The sequence below is a fragment of the Aliirhizobium sp. YIM B11859 genome (assembly GCF_057163345.1).
In genome coordinates this window covers 109,284-135,717 of the sequence record NZ_JBXHAY010000003.1, presented here as the reverse complement: position 1 = coordinate 135,717, position 26,434 = coordinate 109,284, and the positions used below count along the sequence as shown (strand labels likewise).

General features: G+C 59.9%; 25 protein-coding genes. 14 read left to right on the top strand and 11 right to left on the bottom strand.

Going from position 1 to position 26,434, the window contains the following annotated elements; all coding sequences use genetic code 11:
- Positions 1-136: 136 nt before the first annotated feature.
- Positions 137-835, top strand: coding sequence for a YrbL family protein (locus AC2GXZ_RS12715; protein WP_483759547.1), 699 nt, complete (start codon positions 137-139; stop codon positions 833-835).
- 64 nt (positions 836-899) lie between these two features.
- Entirely contained in the window at positions 900-1,115 is a 216-nt protein-coding gene (locus AC2GXZ_RS12710) for a hypothetical protein (protein ID WP_483759546.1), read from the top strand.
- Between the two features lie 192 nt (positions 1,116-1,307).
- On the opposite strand, the gene AC2GXZ_RS12705 is transcribed toward AC2GXZ_RS12710, so the two are convergent.
- Positions 1,308-1,553, bottom strand: a complete 246-nt coding sequence (locus AC2GXZ_RS12705) for a hypothetical protein (protein WP_483759545.1) — start codon at positions 1,551-1,553, stop codon at positions 1,308-1,310.
- A 30-nt stretch (positions 1,554-1,583) separates the two neighbouring features.
- On the opposite strand from AC2GXZ_RS12705, the gene AC2GXZ_RS12700 reads away from it, so the two are divergent.
- Positions 1,584-2,357, top strand: coding sequence for an NAD kinase (locus AC2GXZ_RS12700; RefSeq protein WP_483759544.1), 774 nt, complete (start codon positions 1,584-1,586; stop codon positions 2,355-2,357).
- Positions 2,358-2,370: 13 nt separating this feature from the next.
- On the opposite strand, the gene AC2GXZ_RS12695 is transcribed toward AC2GXZ_RS12700, so the two are convergent.
- Positions 2,371-3,024, bottom strand: coding sequence for a TetR/AcrR family transcriptional regulator (locus tag AC2GXZ_RS12695; protein WP_483759543.1), 654 nt, complete (start codon positions 3,022-3,024; stop codon positions 2,371-2,373).
- Positions 3,025-3,194: 170 nt separating this feature from the next.
- Here AC2GXZ_RS12695 and AC2GXZ_RS12690 point away from each other — a divergent pair, with 170 nt between their 5' ends.
- The 3 genes from AC2GXZ_RS12690 to fabF all read left to right on the top strand — a co-directional run bounded on the left by AC2GXZ_RS12690 (position 3,195) and on the right by fabF (position 6,212).
- Positions 3,195-4,388, top strand: a complete 1,194-nt coding sequence (locus AC2GXZ_RS12690) for a multidrug effflux MFS transporter (RefSeq protein WP_483759542.1) — start codon at positions 3,195-3,197, stop codon at positions 4,386-4,388.
- Positions 4,389-4,448: 60 nt separating this feature from the next.
- Entirely contained in the window at positions 4,449-4,871 is a 423-nt protein-coding gene (locus AC2GXZ_RS12685) for a MarR family winged helix-turn-helix transcriptional regulator (protein WP_483759541.1), read from the top strand.
- Between the two features lie 72 nt (positions 4,872-4,943).
- Positions 4,944-6,212, top strand: coding sequence for a beta-ketoacyl-ACP synthase II (fabF, locus tag AC2GXZ_RS12680; RefSeq protein ID WP_483759540.1), 1,269 nt, complete (start codon positions 4,944-4,946; stop codon positions 6,210-6,212).
- 102 nt (positions 6,213-6,314) lie between these two features.
- Here the strand turns inward: fabF and prfB are convergent.
- From prfB to AC2GXZ_RS12665, 3 genes are all read right to left on the bottom strand, one after another.
- A protein-coding gene (gene prfB, locus AC2GXZ_RS12675; RefSeq protein WP_483759539.1) for a peptide chain release factor 2 occupies positions 6,315-7,446 on the bottom strand; the annotation gives its coding sequence in 2 pieces (ribosomal slippage) (positions 6,315-7,376 and positions 7,378-7,446; 1,131 coding nt in all).
- Between the two features lie 105 nt (positions 7,447-7,551).
- On the bottom strand, positions 7,552-10,023 hold the full coding sequence (locus tag AC2GXZ_RS12670) for a penicillin-binding protein 1A (protein ID WP_483759538.1): 2,472 nt from the start codon (positions 10,021-10,023) through the stop codon (positions 7,552-7,554).
- Between the two features lie 267 nt (positions 10,024-10,290).
- Positions 10,291-11,532 carry an N-acetylmuramoyl-L-alanine amidase gene (locus AC2GXZ_RS12665; protein ID WP_483760246.1) on the bottom strand — a complete coding sequence of 414 codons (1,242 nt, stop codon included), beginning with the start codon at positions 11,530-11,532 and terminating at the stop codon, positions 10,291-10,293.
- A 625-nt stretch (positions 11,533-12,157) separates the two neighbouring features.
- On the opposite strand from AC2GXZ_RS12665, the gene AC2GXZ_RS12660 reads away from it, so the two are divergent.
- The 6 genes from AC2GXZ_RS12660 to aat all read left to right on the top strand — a co-directional run bounded on the left by AC2GXZ_RS12660 (position 12,158) and on the right by aat (position 19,208).
- Positions 12,158-15,058 carry an Rne/Rng family ribonuclease gene (locus AC2GXZ_RS12660; protein ID WP_483759537.1) on the top strand — a complete coding sequence of 967 codons (2,901 nt, stop codon included), beginning with the start codon at positions 12,158-12,160 and terminating at the stop codon, positions 15,056-15,058.
- A gap of 290 nt (positions 15,059-15,348) precedes the next feature.
- Complete coding sequence (locus AC2GXZ_RS12655) at positions 15,349-16,110, top strand: DsbA family protein (RefSeq protein ID WP_483759536.1); 762 nt, start codon at positions 15,349-15,351, stop codon at positions 16,108-16,110.
- A gap of 134 nt (positions 16,111-16,244) precedes the next feature.
- Positions 16,245-16,682: a type II 3-dehydroquinate dehydratase gene (gene aroQ, locus AC2GXZ_RS12650; protein WP_483759535.1), complete on the top strand. Its 438-nt coding sequence runs from the start codon at positions 16,245-16,247 to the stop codon at positions 16,680-16,682.
- A gap of 29 nt (positions 16,683-16,711) precedes the next feature.
- Entirely contained in the window at positions 16,712-17,179 is a 468-nt protein-coding gene (gene accB / locus AC2GXZ_RS12645) for an acetyl-CoA carboxylase biotin carboxyl carrier protein (RefSeq protein WP_483759534.1), read from the top strand.
- A gap of 9 nt (positions 17,180-17,188) precedes the next feature.
- Positions 17,189-18,535, top strand: coding sequence for an acetyl-CoA carboxylase biotin carboxylase subunit (gene accC, locus AC2GXZ_RS12640; RefSeq protein ID WP_483759533.1), 1,347 nt, complete (start codon positions 17,189-17,191; stop codon positions 18,533-18,535).
- A 55-nt stretch (positions 18,536-18,590) separates the two neighbouring features.
- Complete coding sequence (gene aat / locus AC2GXZ_RS12635) at positions 18,591-19,208, top strand: leucyl/phenylalanyl-tRNA--protein transferase (RefSeq protein WP_483759532.1); 618 nt, start codon at positions 18,591-18,593, stop codon at positions 19,206-19,208.
- 14 nt (positions 19,209-19,222) lie between these two features.
- Here the strand turns inward: aat and AC2GXZ_RS12630 are convergent, their stop codons facing one another.
- The 5 genes from AC2GXZ_RS12630 to gatB form a co-directional block, all read right to left on the bottom strand.
- Complete coding sequence (locus AC2GXZ_RS12630) at positions 19,223-19,645, bottom strand: DUF2155 domain-containing protein (protein ID WP_483760245.1); 423 nt, start codon at positions 19,643-19,645, stop codon at positions 19,223-19,225.
- A gap of 86 nt (positions 19,646-19,731) precedes the next feature.
- Positions 19,732-20,130: an NADH:ubiquinone oxidoreductase subunit NDUFA12 gene (locus tag AC2GXZ_RS12625; protein ID WP_483759531.1), complete on the bottom strand. Its 399-nt coding sequence runs from the start codon at positions 20,128-20,130 to the stop codon at positions 19,732-19,734.
- A gap of 110 nt (positions 20,131-20,240) precedes the next feature.
- A complete protein-coding gene (locus tag AC2GXZ_RS12620; RefSeq protein ID WP_483759530.1) occupies positions 20,241-20,702 on the bottom strand; it encodes a GNAT family N-acetyltransferase in 462 nt (153 codons plus the stop codon).
- A 25-nt stretch (positions 20,703-20,727) separates the two neighbouring features.
- Positions 20,728-21,234, bottom strand: a complete 507-nt coding sequence (locus AC2GXZ_RS12615) for an N-acetyltransferase family protein (protein WP_483759529.1) — start codon at positions 21,232-21,234, stop codon at positions 20,728-20,730.
- Positions 21,235-21,239: 5 nt separating this feature from the next.
- The gene (gene gatB, locus AC2GXZ_RS12610; RefSeq protein WP_483759528.1) at positions 21,240-22,742 is read right to left on the bottom strand and encodes an Asp-tRNA(Asn)/Glu-tRNA(Gln) amidotransferase subunit GatB; all 1,503 of its coding nucleotides are present in this window, start codon (positions 22,740-22,742) and stop codon (positions 21,240-21,242) included.
- A gap of 128 nt (positions 22,743-22,870) precedes the next feature.
- Between gatB and AC2GXZ_RS12605 the strand changes: the two genes are divergently transcribed.
- Positions 22,871-23,191, top strand: coding sequence for a DUF1294 domain-containing protein (locus AC2GXZ_RS12605; RefSeq protein WP_483759527.1), 321 nt, complete (start codon positions 22,871-22,873; stop codon positions 23,189-23,191).
- Here AC2GXZ_RS12605 and AC2GXZ_RS12600 read toward each other — a convergent pair.
- The gene (locus AC2GXZ_RS12600; protein WP_483759526.1) at positions 23,188-23,697 is read right to left on the bottom strand and encodes a GNAT family N-acetyltransferase; all 510 of its coding nucleotides are present in this window, start codon (positions 23,695-23,697) and stop codon (positions 23,188-23,190) included. The genes AC2GXZ_RS12605 and AC2GXZ_RS12600 overlap by 4 nt on opposite strands.
- Before the next feature lie 282 nt (positions 23,698-23,979).
- On the opposite strand from AC2GXZ_RS12600, the gene AC2GXZ_RS12595 reads away from it, so the two are divergent.
- A complete protein-coding gene (locus AC2GXZ_RS12595) occupies positions 23,980-26,409 on the top strand; it encodes a membrane-bound PQQ-dependent dehydrogenase, glucose/quinate/shikimate family (protein WP_483759525.1) in 2,430 nt (809 codons plus the stop codon).
- The last annotated feature ends 25 nt before the right edge of the window (positions 26,410-26,434 follow it).

Genomic DNA, 26,434 nt, shown 5'->3' with positions numbered 1-26,434 from the left:
CATTGGTCGACTGCAAGCGCATAATAATATGCTTGTCCACGCCGCAGACGAATCCCAGCCATGGATCCTCTGCCGGAAGATCGGCTGAGCGACGTCGCACAGGCCGAGGCACATTTATGTAACGACGGAATATTGCATGACGCACCTGATTTCTGAATGGGTGGATCTCGCCCAATGGAGGCTCGCCGGACAAGGCGCCGCTCGCAATCTGTTCGAAAGCAGGTCGAACCCGGATATTCTTATCAAGACCGTCAAGGCCAGTGCCCAGACCGCAGGTGGAAACCGCAAGGTCAAGAGCAGGCTCTACTTTCTGAAAAAGAAGCGCCGTTTTGGCGCCTATATGGTTTTTCGCCGGGAGCTTGAGGAATATCTCAACCTTGCGCGTAAATTCGGCGGTGAACAGCAGAAACTGCCGATCGCGAAAATTCACGGCTTCGTCCAGACAAGCCAGGGGCTGGGAATGGTGGTCGAGCGGATCGCGTCGCGTGATGGCTCCCTTGCTCCGACGCTGCGGCGCCTCATCCAGGAAAAGCGCTTTGAACAGAAACATCTTGATGGATTGAACAGCTTTTTTCGGGAAGCGGCAAAACTCCATGTGGTGTTGATGGATGCCAATCTTGGAAACTTCGTCTGGTGCAACAGCCACGAGGGGGAGCCGCGGGTCATCTGCGTCGACGGGACCGGCGAGAAATCCGTGTTCGGTCTCTATGCGATGAGCAGTGCGCTCAATCGACTGAAACTGAAACGCTATCAGGCCAAGCTGCACGCACATATCCGCGCGCAGGCACAGGCCGCTGGCATGAATGTGTCATCTTTGGTTGGTATGACCGTGTGAACAGGTCTTCAGGTGATTGTCAGCAACACCCGTTACCTGGGACCTTTGATCAAGGACCTTTCGCATGAAGAATGACCGAGACATTGCTGACAACATATTGAATGAAGCGCTCGCTGGTAAAATCAGCTCCGCCAACGCCTTGTTGGCATCCGCCGTGGAAGGCGCACCGCGCAGCAGGTTCAGGGCGCAAGCCACGACCTATCTGATCGTTATTTTTTCACTGGCCATACTCTGCCTCGGCATCGACGCCCTCGACGGCCGGATCATCGACCATCTCTGAGACGATCGAGAAAAATTCTCGAGCCCCGGCGAAAACATTCAAGCTGACCAACGCAGCCTGTGCCGTGACAACAGTCGGTAATGAGGCCGCCGCGCATGGGACGGAAAGATTGGCGAAGAATTGGGCCGGCAGACCAACTGCCCGCCCCGCAGGGCTCGGACCTTTCTTGACCTGAACGCAAATCAGCCGCTCTCACAACCGGACGGCAATGGCACTGCCGGATTGGGCGGGGTGCCAGATTTCGGTCTGCCATTCAGCAAAATGTCGCAGTTGGTTCGAGTTGCCGATCATCTGGCGGCCGTCCGCCTGTCGGCAGCGGCCAATCGCCTGTTGCACAAGCCCAAGATGCTTGTCCTTGGCAGCTCTTTTCCTGTACCAGTGGAACGCCTTAGGCCTTTCGGCTGCAAGGTGTTTCAGCAATCCCGCCGGCGCGATCAAAAATCGGCATCGTCAGAGGCCCGTCCGTTTATGCCCAGCCCATGCGAGAAGCTCTCGTTCATCGCCTCCCCGGCACCGGAGGCGCAGGCCGCGCTCGAGGAGCTTACCCGGCGTTACAAAAACACGCCGATCAGAGACGCCGACGTCATCGTCGCGCTCGGCGGCGATGGTTTCATGCTGCAGACACTTCATGAAAACATCACGCATGGACCACGCGTCTATGGCATGAACCGCGGCTCGGTCGGCTTCCTGATGAATGATTTCAGAACGGACGACCTGCCGGCGCGGATCGCGGTTGCCGTGGAAAACGAATTCCATCCGCTGAAAATGACGGCGACGAGCACCGACGGCTCGACGTCGGTGGCACTGGCGATCAATGAGGTCTACCTGTTTCGCCAGTCCTATCAGGCAGCGAAGCTGAGGGTGGAGGTCGATGGCCATGTGCGACTGGACGAACTGATTTGCGACGGAGTGATGGTCGCGACGCCCGCCGGCTCGACCGCCTACAATCTGTCCGCCCACGGCCCGATCCTGCCGCTCGAGGCACCGCTTCTGGCAATGACGCCGGTCTCACCCTATCGTCCGCGACGCTGGCGCGGCGCCTTGCTGCCGAACCACGTGCATGTCGATCTCACCATCCTCGAGCCGGAAAAGCGGCCGGTCAATGCGGTGGCGGACAATGCAGAGGTCAAGTCGGTTCTGCACGTGCATATATCGCAATCGACGGAGCTGACGGCACGCATCCTTTCCGACCCGGATCATTCCTGGTCCGACCGGATTCTGGCCGAGCAGTTCACCAACTGATCCGGCTTCGCCTCTAACGCCTGGCGAAAGCCCTCAGGAAAGTGCGTGTGGCAGACTGCGCCATACGGTCTATTTCCGTCTCGGGCGTCTGTCGACCGATCTGCTGGTCGATGCGGAGATCGGTTGCAAGCAGGGCCATATACTGGCGCGCGGCAAGTGCGGGGTCGTCGATTTCCAGATAACCGGCATGGGCCAGTTGCGCCAGACGCGCGGCAATCGCCGGGTATTTCTTGCCCGGCCCATATTCCCGCCAGGTCTCGAAAAGCTCGGGAAACCGCGTGCCCTCCGTCTCGACGAGCTTGCGCAGCCAGCGGCCGTTCGGATCACAGATCGCCTTGCGCAACAGTTGCGCCGAAAACGCCGTCAGTTCGTCCTCGAGGTTCTGCGGAGCGGCTGGGAATGTGTCGAGCACACGGAAGAAACCGGCACTCGAGCGGTCGGTAATTTCCGATACGACGATCTTGAACAGATTATCCTTGTCGCCGACCTGATTATAGACCGTCTGGCGCGATACCCCTGCCCTTGCGGCGATCGCATCGATGCTGGCTGCGGCAAAGCCATCCGCGGCGAAAACATCGGCCGCCGCATTGAGGATCGCCTGGCGTTTGGTCTGCGCCGGCGGCCATGCGGCAGAATCAGGTTTTGCATCCGCGGACGAAACTTTCATGACATCACCCTAACAGGCCTTGACGAATTGGACAATTGTGTCCAAAATTATTGACGACGCCGAACATGCAGCAGCCTTGTCCTGCACTGGCACCCATTTTTCGCAATCGATCATCGTCTTCCGCCCTATCGCTTATGCGTTGGATGTGGCGACGGGAAAGGTCTTTTCCAATGCGCGCTCCATCCCACGCCCTTTCGCTCGGACTGCTGTCGGCCGTCGGGCTGTTTGCCCTCGACATGTATCTTCCTGCTCTTCCCACGATCAGCCGGGACCTGCAAGCGGACAGCCATGCCGTGCAGGCGAGCCTGATCTCGTTCTTCGCGGCGATGGCCATGTCGCAGATCATCTACGGCCCGCTGTCGGACATGTTCGGCCGCAAGCCGCCGCTTTATGCGGGGCTCTGTCTCTATATCCTTGGTGGCGTCGGCTGTGCGCTGTCGGCAAATATCGATTGGCTGATCGGCTTCCGCTTCCTACAGGGCATGGGCGCCTGCGCCGGCGTCGTCATCTCCCGTGCCGTCGTGCGTGACCTGCATACGGGTCCTGCCGCTGCACAATTGATGTCGCGTCTGATGCTGGTGTTCAGCGTCTCGCCGATCCTTGCGCCGCTTGCCGGCAGTATCGTCACGGCATTCGGCGACTGGCGGCTGATCTTCTGGGTGATGGTCGGTGCCGGCGTGGCCGGGTTGATCGTCGCGCTGTTCTTTCTCGAAGAGACCAGATTGCCGGCAGCGCGCAGCGAAAGCAGCATCGGCGGAGCGTTGCGCTCCTATGGCATGCTGCTCCGGGACCCCTATTATCTCGGCCTGGTGATGATCGCCTCCTTCGGCATGTCGAGCTACATGATCTACGTGGCGAATTCGTCCTTCATCCTGATCGACCATTACGGTCTGTCACCGTCCTTCTACAGCATCGTCTTCTCGGTGAACGCGGTCGCCTTCATCGGCATGTCGCAGCTGAACGGATGGCTTTCGCGGCGCATCGGACTGCGCCGGGTGATCCGCGGCGCCACGATCGGCTATTCCTCGATGATGGTGCTGATGGTGCTGACCATGTCGCTCGGCTTCGACCGGCTCGAGGTGATGGCTGCATTTCTGTTCGGTGGTTATGGTTTCCTCGGCCTGATCGTACCGACTGCCGCGGTGCTGGCGCTCGAACACCATGGCCGGATTGCCGGCACCGCATCGGCAATGATGGGAACGATCCAGTTCATCACCTCGGCGATCGTGATCGGCCTCGGCGGGCTGGTGATGGACGGCACGGCACGGCCGATGACCACGATCATCGCAATGTGCTCCGTCGTGGTTCTGATGCTTTCCGTGTTCGTGCTGCGCAGCCGCGCGGGCATGTCCGCAGCGGAATGACGGCAACAAATGCGAAACCCGGCCTTGACTTGGACGGGAAAAGGCCCGCCAAGTTTCACCATGTCGATGCCTGATGAACTTTCGAACTGCCTCATCCTCAACACGGTTGCCGCGTCGCGCATGTTGCTGCGGATCGGGGATGCGAAGCTGCGGCCCTACGGGGTTACGGTACAGCAATTCTCACTGCTTGCCGCCATCCGGTTCCACCCCGGCGAACCCGTCATGGTGCTGGCCCAGCGCATTCTGCTCGATCGAACCAGCCTGACCCGCAATCTCGACCTCCTTCAGCGCAAGGAACTGGTTCAGCGTGTATCGAACGAGACCGGAAATGCGCGCCTGTGCGAACTAACCGGGAGCGGCGACCTGCTTCTCGATCAGCTGATGGTCGAATGGCAACAGTCACAGACCGCGCTCCTCAAGGATTTTTCCAGCCAGGATGTGGAAACCTATCTCCGGGTCGCGCGACATCTGACGTCAGAGTGACGCGTATGACGAATATTGCCGACGTCACTTACTGTGTATATACACACTTAGCGTAATGACTGAGGAACCGTGATGAAAGATCCCATTGTTATAACCGGGCTCGGAGCAATATCGCCTCTTGGTGCTGGCGTTGAGACAAACTGGAACCGATTGATTGCAGGAAAAAGCGGCATAGGCACCAATACGCGCTTTGATACGGCTGACTGGAAATGCCGTATCGCCGGGCTGGTCCCCAGCCATATGGATGACCCGGATGGCTTTGACCCCGAGAGCGCGATGGACGCACGGGACGTGCGTCGCAACGATCTTTTCATCCAATACGCCATGGCGGCCGCGCAGGAAGCGCTCGATCAGTCCGGCTGGCGTCCAGAGCTCAATGCTGACCGGACGCGCACCGCGACGGTGATCGGCACGGGCGTCGGTGGGGTGCCGGCGATTACCGCTGCAAGCGACACCATCCGCATATCCGGCGTGCGACGGCTATCGCCATTTGTGGTTCCGTCCTTCCTTCCCAACCTTGCCGCCGGCCAGATCGCCATTCGCTTCGGCTTCCATGGTCCCGCCGGTTCGCCGACCACGGCCTGCGCCGCCTCGGCCCAGGCGATTGGCGATGCGATGCGGATGATCCGCGCCGGCGAGGTCGATATTGCTCTTTGCGGCGGCACGGAAGCCTGTGTCGATCCGGTAGCGATCGGCGGCTTCACCGCAGCCAAGGCGCTTTCCTTCGATTTCAATGAAGAGCCGCAGAAAGCCTCACGGCCCTTCGATGCCGGGCACGACGGCTTCGTGTTATCGGAAGGTGCTGCGATGCTGGTCATAGAAACGCTCAGCCATGCCGAACGACGGGGCGCCCGCCCTCTGGCCGTGCTGGCAGGTTACGGGACCACGACCGATGGGCATCACGTGACGTCGGGATGGCCGGATGGTCGAGAGGCCGCCCGGGCGATGGACATCGCGCTGCATATGGCAGGCGTCACTCCCGGCGAGATCGGTTATATCAACGCCCACGCCACCTCCACTCCGGTCGGTGACGCTGCAGAACTGGCGGCGCTCGAAAAACTGTTTGGCCGCGGCGGCGGACAAGTGCCGATCAGCTCGACCAAATCGGCGACGGGCCACATGCTGGGAGCAGCCGGAGCGATTGAGGCGGTATTCTCCATTCTCGCCATCCAGCGACAGATCCTCCCGCCGAGCCTCAACATCGATATGCCGATGCCCAAGGCCGAAGACTTCAATCTGATCAGGACAGGGGCTCGCCCCGCCCGGATCAGCCATGCGCTTTCCAACGCCTTCGGTTTCGGGGGTGTCAATGCAGCACTGGTGTTCAGCGAATATCGCTGACGGGTCGCCTGGCGGAATTCCAGGGCTTTGCTGCCGGGAGTCGATGTCAAAACAAAAAGGCCGGGCGTTGAGCCCGGCCTTTTGTATTTCTTCGAGACTGCCTCAGTCGGCGTCGGCAGCGTCGACATCCGGCTTGCCGCTGATACGGTGCGCCAGGGCTGCCTCCATGAACTCGTTCAGGTCGCCGTCCAACACGTCGTCCGGAGCAGTGCTGGCAACGCCGGTGCGCAGATCCTTGACCAGCTGATAGGGCTGCAGCACGTAGGAACGAATCTGGTGGCCCCAGCCGATATCGCTCTTGGAAGCGGCTTCCGCGTTGGCGGCGGCTTCGCGCTTCATCAATTCCGCCTCATACATGCGAGCGCGCAGCATTTCCCACGCCTTGGCACGGTTCTTATGCTGCGAACGCTCCTGCTGGCAGGCGACCACGATATTGGTCGGGATATGGGTGATACGCACGGCCGAATCGGTGGTGTTGACGTGCTGTCCACCGGCACCCGACGAACGGTAGGTGTCGATGCGGCAATCGCTTTCGTTGATCTCGATATTGATCGTGTCATCAACGACCGGATAGACCCAGATCGAAGAGAACGAGGTGTGGCGACGCGCATTCGAATCGTAGGGCGAGATACGAACGAGGCGATGCACGCCCGATTCGGTCTTCATCCAGCCGAAAGCGTTGTGTCCCTTGACGAGGATGGTCGCGGACTTGATGCCCGCTTCTTCGCCGTCGTGGACTTCGAGCAGCTCGACCTTGTAGCCCTGACGTTCAGCCCAACGGGTATACATGCGCAAAAGCATGTTCGCCCAGTCCTGGCTTTCGGTACCGCCGGCACCCGAATGCACTTCGACATAGGTGTCGTTGCTGTCTGCCTCGCCGGACAGCATGGCTTCCACCTGACGGCGGCCGGCCTCGGCCTTGAGGGCCTTCAGCGCGTCTTCGGCTTCCTTGACGATCGCCTCGTCGCCCTCTTCCTCACCAAGCTCGATAAGCTCGATATTGTCGGAGAGCTGCTGCTCCATCGCCTTGACGCCACCGATGCCGTCGTCGAGCTGCTGACGCTCGCGCATCAGCTTCTGGGCTTCCTGGGCGTCGTTCCAGAGGTTCGGATCCTCTGACTTGTTATTCAACCAGTCCAGTCTTCTTACAGCCTGATCCCAGTCAAAGATGCCTCCTCAGCAGGCTTATGGCCTGCTTGATTTCGTCGACAACATTCAGCATTTCCGCGCGCATGGCGTATTCTTCTCTTCATCATTGGGGATTTGAGATGCGGTGGGACATAGTTGCGCCGGGGGCGGATGTAAAGCCCGCGCCCGGCCGCAAACGACGTTCAGCGGATCAGTACAGACCCGAAGCGCCCGATGTGATGGCCTGCTGGGCCTGTGGCGACGAATCCAGGATCTGGTCCTGCGTCATGTATTCGCCGTCGCCGATGACCTGAAACACATCGGCCGGGCCGGTTCCGGGCTTGAAGGCCTCGACAATCGTGTCCGGCTCACCCTCGAAGGCCATCATGCCGGTCTTGCGGTTGACCGGGATGAACTTCATGCCATCCGGCACATGGAATTTTTCGGCCGGCGTCTGCTTGGCAGCCGCTTCCATGAAGTCGGCGAAGATCGGCACGGCAAGGCCTGAGCCGGTGGCGCCGCGACCAAGCGGTGCCGGAGTGTCGAAACCGACATATAGTCCGGCCACAAGATTGGGAGTGAAGCCGACGAACCAGGCGTCCTTCTCGTCATTGGTCGTGCCCGTCTTGCCGGCGACCGGGCGGTCACTGATATGGATCTTGCCGGCGGCCGTTCCACGCTGGACGACGCCTTCCATCATCGTGGTGATCTGGTAGGCGGTCATCGGGTCGAGAACCTGTTCACGGTTGTCGACCAGAACCGGCTCTTCCTGATTGTTCCAGCCGCTGGCATTGCAGCCGTCGCAACCGCGCTCCTCGTGACGGAAAATCGTCTTGCCGTAACGGTCCTGAATGCGGTCGATCACGGTCGGCTTGATCTGCTTGCCGCCGTTGGCGATCACCGCATAGGCGGACACCATGCGCATGACGGTGGTTTCACCGGAGCCGAGCGACATGGCCAAAACCGGCAGCATCTTGTCATAGATGCCGAAACGTTCGGCATATTCGGCGACGAGATCCATGCCCATGTCCTGCGCCAGGCGGACCGTCATCTGGTTGCGGGAATGCTCGATGCCGAAGCGCAGGGTCGAAGGGCCGTTGCTGCCTTCATTGCCGTAATTGTTCGGGCTCCAGGTCTGGCCGCCGGAGACGACTTCGATCGGGGCGTCGAGCACGACGGAGGCCGGCGTGTAGCCGTTATCGAGTGCTGCAGCGTAGACGAACGGCTTGAACGACGAACCCGGCTGACGCATCGCCTGGGTTGCGCGGTTAAATTCCGAACGCGAATAGGAGAAGCCGCCGACCATGGCGAGAACACGGCCGGTATTCGGGTCCATCGCCACGAGGCCACCCTGGACCTTCGGCGGCTGGTGAAGCCTGTAGGCGTTGCCGTCCTTGGTCAACGGTTCGACATAGACCACGTCGCCCGGCTTCAGCACGCCTTCGGGGGACTTGGCGGTCTTGCGATCGCCGTCGGCATCGCGATAGGCCCATTTCATATCGTCGGCAGCGATCGTGCCGGTCTTGCGGTCCGGATCGGTCTTGCTGCCGTTTTGCGGTTCAAGCCCAATCTCGACGCCCTTGGCCGACACGCTGAGCACCACGGCGATTGTCCATTCCGGCACGTCGCGCAGTTCGGGGACCTTGTTGTCCGCCACAAGGGTGACGAGCGGAACGGCCCAGTCAGGCGAGATTTCGATATTTGTGAGCGGACCATGGAAACCACGGCGTTCATCGTAATCGACTAGCCCCTTCTGCAGGGCAGCGCGGGCGAGAACCTGCAGATCGGGATCAAGCGAGGTGCGGACCGACAGGCCACCCTCGTAGAGGGCCTTGTCGCCATAACGTTCGATGATCTGGCGGCGGACGGCTTCGGAGAAATATTCCGAACCCAAAAGGCCCGAGGAACCGCGGCGCGGCTTGACGCCGAGCGACTGCGTCTTGGCATCGTCGGCATCGGCCTGCGTGATGTAGCCATTCTCGGCCATGCGGTCGATCACCCAGTTGCGGCGATCAAGCGCCGCCTGGGTATGGCGGAACGGGTTATAGTTGTTCGGCCCCTTGGGCAGGGCTGCAAGATAGGCGGCCTCGGCGGTGGTCAGTTCCGTCACCGACTTGTCGAAATAAGTGAGTGCCGCACCGGCAATGCCGTAGGAATTCAGGCCGAAGAAAATTTCGTTCAGATAGAGTTCGAGGATCTTGTCCTTGGAATAGGCCTGCTCGATGCGGAAGGAGAGGACCGCTTCCTTGACCTTGCGGTCGATCGTCTGGTCGGCGGACAGCAGGAAGTTCTTCGCCACCTGCTGGGTGATCGTCGACGCGCCTTCAGGACGGCGGCCAGAACCGAAATTCTGCAGGTTGTTGACCACGGCGCGACCAAGGCCGAAAATATCGACGCCCGGATGATTGTAGAAATTCTTGTCTTCGGCAGACAGGAACGCCGCCTTGACACGATCGGGAATGGCCTGGATCGGCAGGAACAGACGCCGCTCGCGGGCATATTCCGACATCAGCGCGCCGTTACCGGCGTGAACGCGCGTCGCCACCGGCGGCTCGTAGGAGCTCAGGACCTCGTAATCGGGCAAATCCTTGGTCATGCCATTCAGATAGATGGCAGCGGCGGCCGCAACGCCCAGGAAGAGCACGCACGCCACTCCGAAGAAATATCCAATCAGTCTGATCATGTCTGAGCTACCGTTTAAGCTTTTCTATCGGCGCAAAAGCACCATCGCATGCATGCAGGCCTTTTGCACGACGTTTCCACCAGCGCAAGGGAGACCGGTTCAACTCTGCGAAACTTCGGTCCATGCGAAAACCATCCTGGCGCAATGCCCTTCGAATGTGAGGAAAGTAGGGCTTTTGACAAGTATTTCCGCCACTTCCGCCCTTCGCATGAGGATCGGCGGGCGACTGTGGTATCGAAGTCACGCCTCCTCTACCCGGTCGCCCGTTCAATCTCCATTGGCCATGGAGCGCTTGCGGTAACGATCCACCGCATCGGCCAGCAAGGCCGAAACCTTTGTCCTCCAGCCCTCGTCGAGCAGCAGTTTTTCGTCCTCGCCATTCGACAGGAAGCCCATTTCGAGCAGTACCGAGGGGATATCGGGGGCCCGCAGAACCTGAAAATTGGCTTGGCGGTGCGGATGGTTGATAAGGCCCACCTGGCCATCGAAGGATTTCACCACGTTTTCCGCCAGCGCGACCGAAAAGGCCTGGGTTTCGCGGCGCGTCAGATCGAGCAGGATATCAGCCACTTCCGGCCTGCCTTCCTCGATCTTGAACCCCGCCAGCTGATCGGACAGGTTTTCGCGCGCAGCGAGGTTCTCGGCCATTCGGTCCGATGCCTTGTCGGAAAGGGTGTAGACCGTCGCGCCGCGGATGTCCTTTTGCCCCAGAGTATCGGCATGGATGGAGATGAAGAGATCGGCATGATGCTGGCGGGCGATCACGACACGCTCGGACAACGACAGGAACGTATCATCCTCACGCGTCAGAAAAGCCTTCACGCCCTGGATCTTGTTCAACCGGTCGGCGAGCAGTTTTGCAAAGTCGAGCGTCACGGTCTTTTCCGGCGTCTTCGTCACCGCCCCGCTGGCGCCGGCATCGATGCCGCCATGCCCGGCGTCGACCGCGACGGTAAAGACACCATCCTCGACCACCGGCTCGACATCATGCGGCGGCACGGCGGCCGACGACGTCCAGTCCTGCGTCTTCAACATGTCCTGGAACTGCTGCTTGGAGGTGATTTCGGCATCGAGGACGAGGCGATATCCCCTCTCCTCATTCTGCTGAACCTCGGCAGTGACCAACTTGACCGGCCTGCTGGTGGTGAACACCAGGCGGGCGCTTTCGGCGCCCATCGTGCCGTAACGGATATCCTTGAACAGGCCACGCGGAGCAAGATCGGCTGCCGGAAACCCGAAGGCCGTGGCGGGCAGATCAACGACGATACGTTCGGGGCCGCCAATATAATGGATGGAAAAGGACGGCTTTTCCTCGAAATCGATCACCACGCGGGTGCGGGCGTCGTCACCGGCGACACGGGCGGAAAATGCCAGCACCGGCTGCTGGGCGGCAAACCCCTGGCCTGCCACAACGAACGACGCAAGAAACGCGGCGGGCAATATCCGGCCAGCGATTCGCCAAATCCCGCTTGCAGCCCGCATTCCGACGGCGGCGCAGATCACTAACATTCTAGCCAATTTCAACCAATATTCCGCCTTCTGATCTTCCATGCAAAACCTGCCATCCGCATGAAAGGCCTGCATTTCAGGCATTTCTGTTCCAGCGATCAAGAATCGACGCGAGAACCCTATTTTTGATAAGGCCGTCAAATCCATCGACAATGTGGCGGATACGGCTTTTCCCTTGCTATTGTGACAGATAAAACATACAAAGCCAGACAGGTTAGAGGGTTGACGGGATAGTCTGCCGATGGGCTGGCCAGCCTCAAGGATCTGGCGCCAAGTACCGGTAAACATCCGCCGTCGCAACACTTTGACCTTTAGTAAACGATCACTCCGGCCGCGGCCGGAACAATGCCGGGTGGTACGCCACCCACCGCTCGCATGGAGCACCCCATCGGATCCCCCAGGATCCAGTTATCGTCATTCTCGTCTGGTCCTTAATGTTGCGGCAAATTTTTCAGATCACGGAAAGAAGGAAGAGGCCCGCGGCTTCATTGCCTTTCCGGTTGCCGTATCGCCTCGACCGTGCGGGATCACCTTTATCCGGCGTCATGACCGTTCTGCATAACGAGCCTGTCCTCGCGACAGGCTTTCGTGCATTTGCGCGGCTACGCCGAGGAGCAGAATTTCAATGGCAGACAAAATGCTTATCGATGCGTCCCACGAAGAGGAGACGCGCGTAGTTGTCGTTCGCGGCAATCGCATCGAAGAATTCGATTTCGAATCGCAGCACAAGAAGCAGATCCGAGGCAATATTTACCTGGCGAAGGTAACGCGCGTCGAACCGTCGCTTCAGGCTGCTTTTGTCGATTACGGCGGCAACCGTCACGGCTTCCTCGCCTTTGCGGAAATCCATCCGGATTATTACCAGATTCCGCTGGCAGACCGTCAGGCCCTGATGCAGCAGGAAGCCGAGGATCAGCGCAAGATCGCCGAGGCGGAAGCCGCCGATCCGGCTGTCGATCTGGCCCACGAAGACCAGCCGGATGTCGGCATTGTTGCTGAAGCCAAAGCCGCGGCTGAGCCGGCAGCTTCCGTAGAAGCCGCCGAGCCCGAAAAGAAGGCCAAGCCGAAGCGCGCCCGTTCGCGCAAGAAGGTCGTCGAGGCCTCGGTCGAAGAAACCGCAGCAGAGGCATCGGAAGGTGCAGCTTCTGAAGGCGACGATTCGACGCCGGACAGCATGGCTGCGATGATCGACACCGACACGATTTCGGAAGATGTCGATTCGCGTCGCCGTCACGATGGTGACGACGATGACGATGATGACAACCACGAGAAGGAAGAGATCGAATCCGTTGGCGCGGAAGACGCCATGGAAGAGGTTCCGGACCGTATCCAGCGCAAGCCGCGCAAGCAGTATCGTATCCAGGAAGTCATCAAGCGCCGCCAGATCCTGCTCGTGCAGGTCGCCAAGGAAGAACGTGGCAACAAGGGCGCCGCTCTCACCACCTATCTGTCGCTTGCCGGTCGTTATTCGGTTTTGATGCCGAACACGGCGCGTGGCGGTGGCATTTCCCGCAAGATCACTCAGCCGCAGGACCGCAAGCGCCTGAAGGAAATCGCCCGCGAGCTCGACGTGCCGCAGGGCATGGGCGTGATCCTGCGTACCGCCGGTGCCAACCGCACCCGCGTCGAAGTCAAGCGCGACTTCGAATACCTGATGCGCCTTTGGGAAAACGTCAGAACGCTGACGCTGTCGTCGACTGCGCCATGCCTCGTTTATGAAGAAGGCTCGCTGATCAAACGTTCGATCCGCGATCTCTACAACAAGGATATCAGCGAGATCGTCGTTTCCGGCGAGGAAGGCTATCGTGAAGCGAAAGACTTCATGAAGATGCTGATGCCGAGCCATGCCAAGGTGGTCCAGCCGTATCGCGACCTGCATCCGATCTTTGCCCGCTCGGGCATCGAGGCGCAGCTCGATCGCATGCTGCAGCCGCAGGTAACGCTGAAGTCCGGCGGTTACCTGATCATCAACCAGACGGAAGCGCTGGTGGCCGTCGACGTGAACTCCGGTCGTTCGACCCGTGAGCACTCGATCGAGGACACCGCACTCCAGACCAATCTCGAAGCGGCTGAGGAAGTCGCCCGCCAGCTTCGTTTGCGCGACCTTGCCGGCCTGATCGTCATCGACTTCATCGACATGGAAGAAAAGCGCAATAACCGCGCCGTCGAGAAGAAGCTGAAGGATTGCCTGAAGAATGACCGCGCCCGCATCCAAGTCGGACGCATCTCGCATTTCGGCCTTCTGGAAATGTCGCGTCAGCGTATCCGCGCCTCGGTTCTGGAATCGACGACGCAGATCTGCTCGCATTGCGGTGGTACCGGCCACGTTCGTTCGCAGTCTTCCGTTGCCCTGCACGTCCTGCGCGGCATCGAGGAATATCTGCTGAAGAACACCACGCATGACATCACCGTGCGCACCACGCCTGACATCGCGCTGTTCCTGCTCAACCACAAGCGCGGCACCGTGGTGGATTACGAAGACCGCTTCGGCGTCTCGATCTTCATCGAATCCGATGCCGGCGTCGGTTCCAGCCACTTCGCGATCGACCGTGGCGAGCCGGTGGAAAACCCGGTCAAGATCGAAAGCCTGATGCAGTTCGCTGCCATTCCGGTCGAGGAAGACGACGATGATGTCGTCATCGACATGGAAGAGGAAGAAGACGAAGAGCTGGCACCGGTACAGGCCGTTGCCAAGCCGGAACGCGCTGAGGGCGACGATCAGAATGGTCGCAAGCGCAAGCGCCGCCGGCGTCGTCGCAACCGCAACGGCGAACGCGATGGCGATGCGCTGGCGCAGGGCGGCAATGTCGAACAGATTTCCGACGACGCCGATGAGGGTGACGACGAGGACGAGGATGATGCGGCAGAAGCATCGACTTCGACCGAAGCAGCCGATGACGCCGATACCGATGAAGGCAACCGCCGCAAGCGCCGCCGCCGCGGCAAGCGTGGTGGCCGTCGCAACCGCAATGGCGAGGACGGCGTAGAAGTCAGCGCAGACGGCGACAATGACGCTTTGGAAGGCGACGCGGCCTCCGTTGCTGTCGAAACCGAAGCTCAGGCGGAAGTTGCCGCCGAGCCCGTTGTCGCGGAAACCGTTGTCGAAGCGGTCGTCATCGAACCCGCCGTCGAGGCCGAAGCGGCGCCAAAGCCGAAGCGTGCCCGTCGCAGCAAGAAGGCGATCGAGGCCGAGGCGGCCGCAGCAGAGGCTGCAGCAGCCGTCGAAGTTATCGCCGAGCCGGTTGTGGTCGCTCCCGTCGTTGAAGAGCCGAAGGCCGCAGAGCCTCAGCCCGCGGAAATCACCGTTGCTGAACCAAAGGTCGAAGACGCTGCTCCGAAGGCTGTCGAGGCCGAGGCAACGGTCGAGAATGACGAAGCCAAGCCGGTTCGCGGCAATCGCGGCTCCAACATTTCCTCCAGCGAGGCGGTGGTGAAGAGCTCTGAAGGCAGCAGCGCGCCGGAAGGTGATGGCGATCCGTCGAAGCCGAAAAAGGCCGGCTGGTGGCAGCGCCGCGGCTTCTTCTGATCCGAAGAAAACATCCGATGAAAATGGCCGCTTCTGCGGCCATTTTCTTTTGCAGCGCCGTCCATTCCTGACCAGAGCGGGGCTCGCAAAATGAATCATGAAATCCCGGCATGCTGTTGTTTGTGCGGGAGCATTGTCGCCTTTGCCGGCGATCACTACACAGATGTGAAGCCTTGCTCATGCCGCAATGCACATTTCCTATTTCTCATGCGCGCCGGTTGGCTTAGCCTCGCCAGGCACATGATATTGCGGCGGCGTGGATTCGCGATCGCCAACCGATGAGGAAAACGATGATCCGCCTGTTCAAGACCCTCGCTGCCGGCGCCTGCCTGTCGCTGGCACTTTGCGCTGCAGCGCCGGCCTTTGCCCTGGACGACACCCAAAAGAAAGAAATGGGCGAGTTCATTCGCGAATATCTGATCCAGAACCCGGAAGTGATGATCGAGGTTCAGAACGCGCTGGAAGCCAAGCAGCAGGCGCAGCGTACCGATCAGTCGACCAAGGCGGTGGCTGCCAACAAGGACGAGATCTTTTCCTCGCCGACCGACGTGGTGCTGGGCAATCCCAAGGGCGACGTCACCGTCGTCGAGTTCTTCGACTACAATTGCGGCTATTGCAAACGCGCGATGGGCGACATGGACGACATCCTTTCGAAGGACAAGAATATCCGCTTCGTGCTGAAGGAATTCCCGATCCTCGGTCCCGATTCGCTTGCCGCGCACAAAGTTGCCAATGCCGTTCGGCTTGTGGCGCCGGACAAATATGCCGAGTTCCACCGTGACCTGCTGGGTGGACAGGAGCATGCTTCGGAAGATACCGCCATGGCGGTCGCAACCGGGCTGGGCATCGATGAAGCCGCGATCCGCAAGTCGATGACCGAAAACCCCAACGACGACGTGGTACGCCAGGCGTACCAGCTGGCCAATGCGATCGGCATTACCGGCACACCGACCTATGTTGTCGGTGACGAGGCCGTGTTCGGCGCCGTCGGGCTGGAAGAAATCGAGGGCAAGGTGAAGAATGTCCGTTCCTGCGGCAAGGCCAGCTGCTGACCTTTAACCCCACGGCAGCTCCCATTTATCTCCGGGCGGTGGACCAGCGGCGTTTCGGCGCGGCGGGGGCTTTCCCTTGCGAGCCTCACGGTCTATAGGTGGCCGCTAAATTCGGATGGAACAATAGATCAGTGATGAGCAAGACGGTTTTCGTCCTCAACGGCCCGAACCTCAACATGCTTGGCAAAAGAGAGCCCGGCATCTATGGCGGACAGACTCTTGAGGACGTCAAGAGCCAATGCCTTTCAATGGGCAAGGAGCTCGGTTTCGATGTGGACTTCCGGCAGAGCAACCACGAAGGCACGCTGATCGACTGGATTCACGAGGCCGGGACCGAGGCTGTGGGCGTGGCAATCAATGCCGGCGCCTATACGCATACGTCGATCGCGCTTCATGATGCGATCAAGGCCGTATCCGTGCCGGTGATCGAGTTGCACATCTCGAATGTTCATGCACGCGAGGAATTCCGCCATACGTCGATGATCGCGCCGGCTGCCAAAGGCGTCATCTGCGGTTTCGGCACGGCGAGCTACATTCTCGCGCTGCATGCCTTGAAATACACAATCGCCTGACAAGATAAAACAGAACAATAGGGTTTGCCATGTCTGAGAAGAAGAACGGGATCGACAAGGGACTGATCCGCGACCTCGCGAACATCCTCAACGATACCGATCTCACCGAGATCGAAGTCGAACAGGATGATATGCGCATCCGCGTCTCGCGCGCTTCAACGATGCAGTATGTCCAGGCTCCGATCGCCGCTGCCGCTCCTGCCGCAGTCGCTGCGCCTGCGGCCGCTGCTGCTGCTGCACCGGTTGCGAGTGCCGCCGACAACAAGAATGCCGTGACCGCGCCAATGGTCGGAACGGCATATCTGTCGCCTGCTCCAGGCGCCAAGGCATTCATCGAAGTCGGCGCGACCGTCAAGGAAGGCCAGACGCTTCTCATCATCGAAGCGATGAAGACCATGAACCAGATCCCGGCGCCGCGCTCCGGCAAGGTCACTGAAATCCTGGTCAACGACGGGCAGCCGGTAGAATACGGTCAGCCGCTCGTCATCGTCGAGTAAGGCACCTTCATGATTTCCAAGATCCTCATAGCCAATCGCGGCGAGATCGCGTTGCGCGTGCTGAGAGCCTGCAAAGAGCTCGGCATTGCCACCGTCGCCGTGCATTCCACGGCCGATGCGGACGCCATGCATGTCCGCCTCGCCGACGAGAGCGTTTGCATCGGCCCCCCGCCGTCGCGCGAAAGCTATCTCAACATCCATCAGATTGTCGCGGCCTGCGAGATCACCGGCGCTGACGCCGTGCATCCGGGCTACGGCTTCCTGTCGGAAAATGCCAAGTTCGCGGAAATCCTCGAAGCACATGGCATTACTTTTATCGGCCCGACCGCTGAGCACATCCGCCTGATGGGTGACAAGATCACCGCCAAGCAGACGGCCGTCGAGCTCGGCATCCCGGTCGTTCCCGGTTCTGAAGGCGAAGTTACGCCTGAAAACGTGCTGGAAACCGGCCGCAACATCGGTTTCCCGGTGTTGATCAAGGCAACGGCCGGCGGCGGCGGACGCGGCATGAAGGTCGCCAAAACCGAAGACGACCTCGAGGAAGCCTTCAACACTGCCCGTACCGAAGCGCTCGCAGCCTTCGGCAACGGTGCCGTCTACATGGAAAAATATCTCGGCAAGCCGCGGCATATCGAGATCCAGGTCGTCGGCGACGGCGAAGGCAATGCGATCCATCTCGGCGAGCGTGACTGCTCGCTTCAGCGTCGTCACCAGAAGGTCTGGGAAGAAGCCAATTCCCCTGCCCTGACCGTCGAGCAGCGCATGAACATCGGCCAGATCTGCGCCGATGCGATGAAGAAGATGAAATATCGCGGCGCCGGCACGATCGAGTTCCTCTACGAAAACGGCGAGTTCTATTTCATCGAAATGAACACCCGTCTTCAGGTCGAACATCCAATCACCGAAGCGATCACCAATATCGATCTGGTGCACGAACAAATTCGCGTCGCTTCGGGCAACGGCCTTTCGGTCACGCAGGAAGAGATCCAGTTCCAGGGTCATGCGATCGAATGCCGTATCAATGCCGAGGATCCACGGACCTTCGTTCCGTCTCCGGGCACGATCACCTATTATCATGCGCCCGGCGGTCTCGGCGTGCGCGTCGATTCCGGCGTCTATGCCGGCTACAAGATCCCGCCCTATTACGACAGCCTGATCGGCAAGCTGATCGTGCATGGCCGCACGCGCGAGGAATGCATCAAGCGCCTTCGCCGCGTGCTGGACGAGTTCGTCGTCGACGGTATCAAGACCACCCTGCCGCTGTTCCAGGATCTGGTCGACAATCCGGATATCGCCAAGGGCGACTACGATATTCACTGGCTGGAAAATTATCTGGCCGGGACCAAGGAACACTGAGTATAATACAACGCCCGGGGCAACCGCTTCCGGGCGTTTTTCTGCAGGGATCAAGATGGCAGGGCGGCGCGGCAGATATTACCCGGCAATCACCCCGGACGTTCTGTTGCGAGCCTATTCGATAGGCCTGTTCCCGATGGCCGAGTCGGCCGACGATCCGGAAATCTTCTGGGTCGAGCCGGAGATGCGGGGCATCATTCCGCTCGACGACTTCCACATCTCCAAAAGCCTCTCCAAGACCATCCGCAAGGCACCTTTCGAAATCCGCTTCGACAGCGCCTTCGAGAAGGTGATCTGCATGTGCGCCGAGACGGCGGAGGATCGGCCAAGCACCTGGATCAACGCGACCATCAGGCAACTCTATAACGAGCTTTTCAGCATGGGGCATGCCCATAGCGTCGAGGCATGGGATGGAGACGAGATGGTGGGCGGTCTCTATGGCGTGTCGCTGGGAGCAGCGTTTTTCGGTGAGAGCATGTTTTCAAGGCGCACGGACGCCTCGAAAATCTGCCTCGTGCATCTGGTGGAGCACCTGAACCGAAACGGCTTCAGACTGCTCGACACGCAGTTCACCACAGACCACCTGAAAACCTTCGGCGCGATCGACGTGCCGAAGGACGACTATATCGTGATGCTGAGAGCCGCGGTGGATACACCGCATATGCCGTTTTAACTCAGGTTGGATGATCAGTTGGTCGCGTCGGCTGGTGGCGGCACATCGGATTTCGGCTTGCAGCCGGTCAGCCAAATGTCATAGATCGGATGCTCGACGGCGTTGAGGCCCGGGCTGTCGGCAAACATCCAGCCGGAAAAGATACGGCGGATCTTGCGGTCAAGCGTGATCTCGTCAACCTCGACAAAACCGTCGATCTTCTGCGCCTCGCTGTCGTCGCGCGAATAACAGACCTTTGGCGTCACCTGGAGCGCGCCATATTGCACCGTCTCGTTGACATAGACATCGAAGGTGGTGATGCGGCCGGTGATCTTGTCGATACCGGCAAAAACGGCCACCGGATTAGAAATCCGGGCTGCGAATGCAGTTTCTCCCACAGCCAATGGCGCCATCGCAACAAGTGCGCCGAGAACGAATTTGCGGGGAGAAATCATCATACGTGTCATATCCATACTGTCACTCTTGCGCCAAGCGCGTGAGCGACGCGCATCAGTGACTAGACTGCGATTATGGCCAATAAGCGTCAGTTGCCGGGCGTCCAGGCATCGTAGTCGCCGGTAACGCGGGGACGTTCCCCACTGCCGGCCATTGACCCTTCAGGGTAATAGGCGAGCGGCGTGCCGGTCATGTTAGGCTGGTGAGCCTTCTGCCATTCGCGCGGCTTGTAGCTTTCCTGCGACGGGGGCACGTCCGTGCGGTAATGCATCCAGCCGTGCCAGCCGGGAGGAATTGCAGAGGCGTCGGCATATCCCTTGTAGACGACCCAGCGCTTCGGCTTGCCCCAGGACGCCATCGGGCCTTCGTAGTAGATGTTGCCCAATTCGTCTTCACCGACCTTCTTGCCGTGCCGCCAGGTGAAGAAACGCGTCCCCATCGTCTGACCGTTCCACCAGGTGAATATCTGCAGCAGAAGTTCTTTCATGGGGCATTCCGTCGATTTGACATGATCGGATTGGACACGCGGGGCCGAAGAACGGCTTTCCTGCTTATGACGCCTGCGGTTGTTGATGTCCAGCGATTCTCAAGGCCTGACTATCTCAGCTTCATCTTGAAACCGGCATGGGTCCTGATGAACCCCTGCCGTTCATAAAAGCGGTGGGCATCGGTGCGGGCGGCGTTGGAGGTTACCTGGGCCAGCCGGCAATCCCGGCGCTTGGCCTCCTCGACAGCAAAATCCATCATCCGCGCGCCGACACCGCGACCACGCATGTCCGGTCTCGTCTGCACCGCCTCGATGATCATGCTGAGCGAGCCGCGCGATGTCAGCGTGCGGGTAAAAAGAAGCTGGAATGTGCCGACGACCTCGCCATTCAGTTCGGCGATGAAAAGCTGCTCGTTGGCGGAGTGATCGATGACATGAAAGGCGCGAAGATAGTCTTCGTAGGCATCCGCGTCGGTCGTATCGCCGTGGCCGCCCTTGTCGTCCTCGGCAAACATTGCGATCAGGGCGCCCAGGTCCTCTTCATGCGCCCTTCTGATGATCAGTTCGCCCATAGGACCTGCCTCCCCCATATTAACCTCAGTGCTGCTGCAACCGCTTTTCCATGATGATTGCGGGCAGGCCGGAATTCGGTGCGCCCCATTCCTCCATCCGGTCGACTTCGGAAAAACCGAGGCGCTGATAAAAGGACATGGCGCGGATATTCGGAAGAGCAACCTCGACCCGCATGATTTCCGCATCGGGGAAGCAGGTTTCGATCTCGGCGAAAAGATCGCGACCTATGCCTTCGTTCTGGCAGGACGGCCGGACATAAAGCTGATGCAGCATCACGGTCTTGGCCATTTTCGGATACACGGCGGCATAAGCGATGCCCCCGATCCGACGCCCGTCGTCGGCGACGAGGAATTCACCGTCCTTCTTGCCGATACGCGAGCGGATCGCGTTGGCGGTGTGCCAGCCACCCACCATCTGCGCAACCTTATCCGTTCCGTAGAACTGATCGTAGGTCGCGTGGAATGTCTCGCCCAGAAGGGCGCGGATCTTCTCCACGTCCTCCTGCCCGGCTGTACGAACGAAGTAGACCAAGAGGCTTATTCCTCGATGCCGAGCTTGGCCTTGACCAGTGCCTGGACGGCCTGCGGGTTGGCCTTACCGCCGGTCGACTTCATCACCTGGCCGACGAACCAGCCGGCAAGCGTCGGCTTGGCCTTGACCTTCTCGACCTGATCCGGGTTCGCCGCGATGATTTCGTCGACCGCCTTTTCGATTGCGCCGGTATCGGTGACCTGCTTCATGCCGCGCGTCTCGACGAGCTCTGCCGGATCACCGCCTTCGGTGAGCACGATCTCGAACAGGTCCTTGGCGATCTTGCCGGAAATGGTTTCGGACTTGATGAGGTCGATGATCGATCCGAGCTGAGCGGGAGAAACCGGAGTCTCTTCAATGTCTTTGCCGGTTCTGTTCAAGGCGCCCAGCAGGTCGTTGATGACCCAGTTGGCCGCCATCTTGCCATCGCGGCCTTCGGCAACGGCCTCGAAATAGTCAGCAATCGCCTTTTCCGAAACCAGCACCGACGCGTCATAGATCGACAGGCCGAGTTCGGCGACAAACCGAGCCTTCTTGTCGTCCGGCAGTTCGGTCAGGTCGGCGCGCATCCGTTCGATGAAGGCATCGTCGAATTCAAGCGGCAAGAGATCCGGATCGGGGAAATAGCGATAATCATGCGCGTCTTCCTTGGACCGCATCGAACGCGTCTCGCCCTTGCCCGGGTCGAAGAGGCGGGTCTCCTGATCGATCACGCCACCGTCTTCGAGGATGGCGATCTGGCGGCGGGCTTCGTATTCGATCGCCTGACCGATGAAGCGGATGGAGTTGACGTTTTTGATCTCGCAGCGCGTGCCGAAACCTTCGCCCGGACGGCGAACGGAAACGTTGACGTCGGCGCGCATCGAACCTTCGTCCATGTTGCCGTCGCAGGTGCCGAGATAGCGGACGATCGAGCGCAGCTTGGTCATATAGGCCTTGGCTTCATCGGAAGACCGCATGTCGGGCTTGGAGACGATTTCCATCAGCGCCACGCCGGAGCGGTTGAGGTCGACATAGGACATGGTCGGATGCTGGTCATGCATCGACTTGCCGGCATCCTGTTCCAGATGCAGGCGCTCGATGCCGATCTCGATATCCTCGAACTGGCCCTGGCGATCCGGGCCGAGCGAGATGACGATCTGGCCCTCGCCAACGATCGGATCCTTGAACTGCGAGATCTGGTAGCCCTGCGGCAGGTCGGGATAGAAATAGTTCTTGCGGTCGAAGATCGAGCGCTTGTTGATCTGGGCTTTGAGGCCAAGACCGGTGCGCACGGCCTGACGAACGCATTCCTCGTTGATGACCGGCAGCATGCCAGGCATCGCGGCATCGACCAGCGAGACGTTGCCGTTGGCAGGCTTGCCGAATTCCGTCGAGGCGCCGGAAAAGAGTTTTGAATTGGAGAGGACCTGAGCGTGAACCTCCATGCCGATGATCACTTCCCAATCGCCGGTGGCGCCGGGAATGAAGCGTTTCGGATCAGGGGTACGGACGTCGATCAGGGTCATCTTGGGCTCGTCTCATGCGTGAATTCTTTGAAGTCGTGAGGTAGAACAAATGCCGTGGTGGCGCAAGGCTTGTGGGCGCCGGATGGCAGCCGTCCGGCCAGACAAAAAAGCAGACTTCCGGAGTTTTCATGACGATCCAGACAATCCTGTCGCTCGCCGCAATGACGATCCTCTATAACTTGATCGTCTACGGGGTTTACTGGTGGGACAAGCAGGCGGCCCGCAACGGCACATGGCGGGTGCAGGAGACAACCTTGCTGCTGCTGGCCTTTGCCGGTGGAGGCGCCGGAGCGCTTGCCGCCCAGAGACTGCTGCGCCACAAGACCCGCAAACAGCCCTTTCCGGTGCTGTTGCCCTTGTTTTTCGGGCTGCAGATCCTGCTGCTGATCATGGCGACAGTGGCGCCCGATGCAGCGCTCACATTGCTGGAGAGGGTGAGCGCCGGCTAGAATTCCCTTCCATAAGCTTCGGTCGGGCTTTCCACCAATTGCTTCGACAGTCCGACGGACTGAACGTCGCGATCGATCTTCGGCGAATAGGCGACCGAGAGCCAATGGATGGCATAACCGTGCTTCTCGAAAAAGCCGATCGCCTCGTTGTTCTGCGCGTGGGTTTCGATCCGCGTCTTCTCAAAACCCTGGCGGACGACTTCCGCCTCGACTTCATCGAGTAAAGCCTTGCCAAGCCCCTGCCCCTGATATTGCGGATCGATCCAGAAATCCGAAATCAGCTCATCCAGATGTTCGCGCGCCGCCCAGCCGGCCAGATAACCATGCTGCTCGACGACGGTGATGGTGATCCAGGACGAGCGGGCAAAATTCAGGAAGGCACTGCGGGCATTGCCGCGCATATCGGCCATATCGCCGATCGCCTCCATCGCCTTTTCCCAGGCTCGAAAGCCGATCTCGGCCAGCATGTCCACATCGTCTTCCCGTGCGTTGCGCGTCGTGGCCATGCGTTCCCCTGTTGTCGGCACGATAGAAACATCGTGTCCGGAATTTGGCCAGAGGCAACGCTCCCATTCCCCGCCAGCCGGCGCCTAATCCACTTTCAATTGCAGACCCTTGCTTGGCAATTGACAAAACGCACGCCAACGCAACTTTAAGAGCATTGCGTACAAGAATTATGAGGCATACCTCCTCGATAGTGAGGTCGCGGCCTTACGTCGCACCCTTCCTGGGCAATTCGACATTTCTTGAACTCAATTTCTGAACTCAACACAAAGGAGCACATCGCCATGATGTCTCGTATCGGAGGGGTTATTACCGCTCTGCTCGGCCTCGCTATTCTCGGTTATGGAGGAAAGCTGGCGCTTGCGGGAGGTTCCCCGTTTTATGTCCTCATGGGGCTTGGCCTGACCGTTGCCGGCATATTGCTGATGATGCGGCGCCAGGCCGGCCTTTGGGTCTATGCGCTGACGTTGGCCGCAACCTTCATCTGGACGCTCTACGAAGTCGGGTTCGACAAGTGGCAGTGGATTCCGCGCGGTGCACTGGTCATTTTCCTCGGCATTCTTCTCAGCCTGCCTTTCGTCACCAACGGCCTGCGTGACCGACCGCAGAAGCTTTGGGCACCGAGCCTTGGCAATGGCGTCTTCGCCTTGCGCGCCGTCGTTGCCGTCATCGCGGTTCTCGGCGTCATCGCCTGGTTCTACGATCCGCTGTCGATCACCGGCAAGCTCGCCAAGACGGCCTCCGCGGATGTCGCGACCGATCCAAGCGGCACACCCTACCCTGCCAATGACTGGACCGCCTATGGTGGCACCAATCTCGGCCAGCGGTATTCGGCGCTGAAGGACGTCAATGTCCAGAACGTCAAGGGCCTCAAGGTTGCCTGGGAACACCATACCGGCGACCTGCGCAAGGCCGATCAGGATTCGTCCGAATACACGTTCGAGGCGACGCCGATCAAAGTCGATGGCGGTCTTTATTTCTGCACGCCGCACAATGTCATCCAGTCGCTCGAGCCGGAAACCGGCAAGGTCCGCTGGTCCTTCGACCCGATGATGAAGCGCGATCCGTTCTATCAGCACCAGACATGCCGCGGCGTGTCATGGAATGATTCGACCGCCTTTGCCGCTCCGGCCGACAGCGCTCCCGATCAGCAGGCAGCAACCGCTGCGGCTGTAGCCGAGTGCCCGCGCCGCATCCTTGCCTCGACGGTCGATGCCCGCCTGTTTGCGCTCAACGCCGATACCGGCGCCCTGTGCAAGACATTCGGCACGGACGGTTATGTCGACCTGATGGACGGCATGATCGATACCAACCGCGCCACCTACCAGCAGACATCCGCGCCGCTGGTGACCAAAGATCTGATCATCCTCGGCAGCGCGATCGCCGACAACTATTACGAAAACAATCCGTCGGGCGTCATCCGCGCCTTCGATGTGCGCACCGGCAAGATCGTCTGGAAGTTCGATGCCAGCAAGCCGAACGACACGGCACCGCTTGCTCCTGGCCAGCATTACGAACCGAACTCGGTCGTTGCCTGGACGCAGTTTGCCGCCGACGAAAAGCTCGGTCTTGCCTATATCCCGTTCGGCAACGCATCTCCCGACCAGGTCGGCATTTCGCGCACGCCCGAACAGGAGGCCTTCGTTGATGCGCTCGCCGCGCTCGACCTGAAGACCGGCCAGCTGAAGTGGAAATTCCAGACCTCGCATCACGATCTCTGGGATCGCGACAACCCTTCGCAGCCGGTTCTGTTGAACCTGCCGAAGGACGGCGTCGATACGCCGGCGATCATCATCCCGACCAAGATCGGCAATCTGTGGGTTCTCGACCGGACCAACGGCAAGCCGATCCTGCCGATCAGCGACGTGCCGGTGAAGACCAATACCGATATTGCCGGTGAAAAACTTTCGCCGACGCAGCCAATGTCGTCGCTCAACTTCACGCCGGCGCCGTTGCGCGAAGCCGACATGTGGGGTGCGACGCCGTTCGACCAGATGGCATGCCGCACGACCTACAACCAGTATCGTTATGACGGCAATCCTTGGACACCGCCGACGACGACCGGCTCGCTCGTATGGCCGGGCAATATCGGTGTGTTCAACTGGGGTTCGATCGCCGTTGATCCGGTCAACAAGTGGCTGATCGGCACACCGCAATATCTCGCCTATCTCTACCAGCTCTATCCGCGTCCGGCAGGTCAGCTCGACAAACGGATGTTCGGTGGCGACAATTCGGGCGGCGAATCCAAGCCCGGCAACGAAAACCTCGGCGGACCCTATGCCGTATCGATCCAGCATTTCCGTTCGGCGCTTGCCGCACCGTGCAATGCACCGGCCTGGGGCGTTCGCGTCGGCGTCGATCTGACGACCGGCAAGACCGCCTGGAAATACCGCAACGGTACGGTTGCCGGACAGAAGTTCGCCGGCGTCAAGTTCCCGATCCCGTTCGAAATGGGCATGCTCGCCCATGGCGGCACGCTGACGACCGCCGGTGGCGTGGCGTTTACGGCTGCTGCCCTCGACGACGCGATCCGCGGTTACGACATGCAGACCGGTGAAGTATTGTGGAAAATGGCGCTGCCCGCCGGTGGCCAGGCCACGCCGATGACCTATCGCGGCAAGGACGGCAAACAGTATATCGTCGTTGCCGCCGGCGGCCACGGCTCGCTCGGCACGACACCGGGCGATTCGGTGATTGCCTATACGCTCGACTGAGCAGCGACAGGATATTTTGAGATTG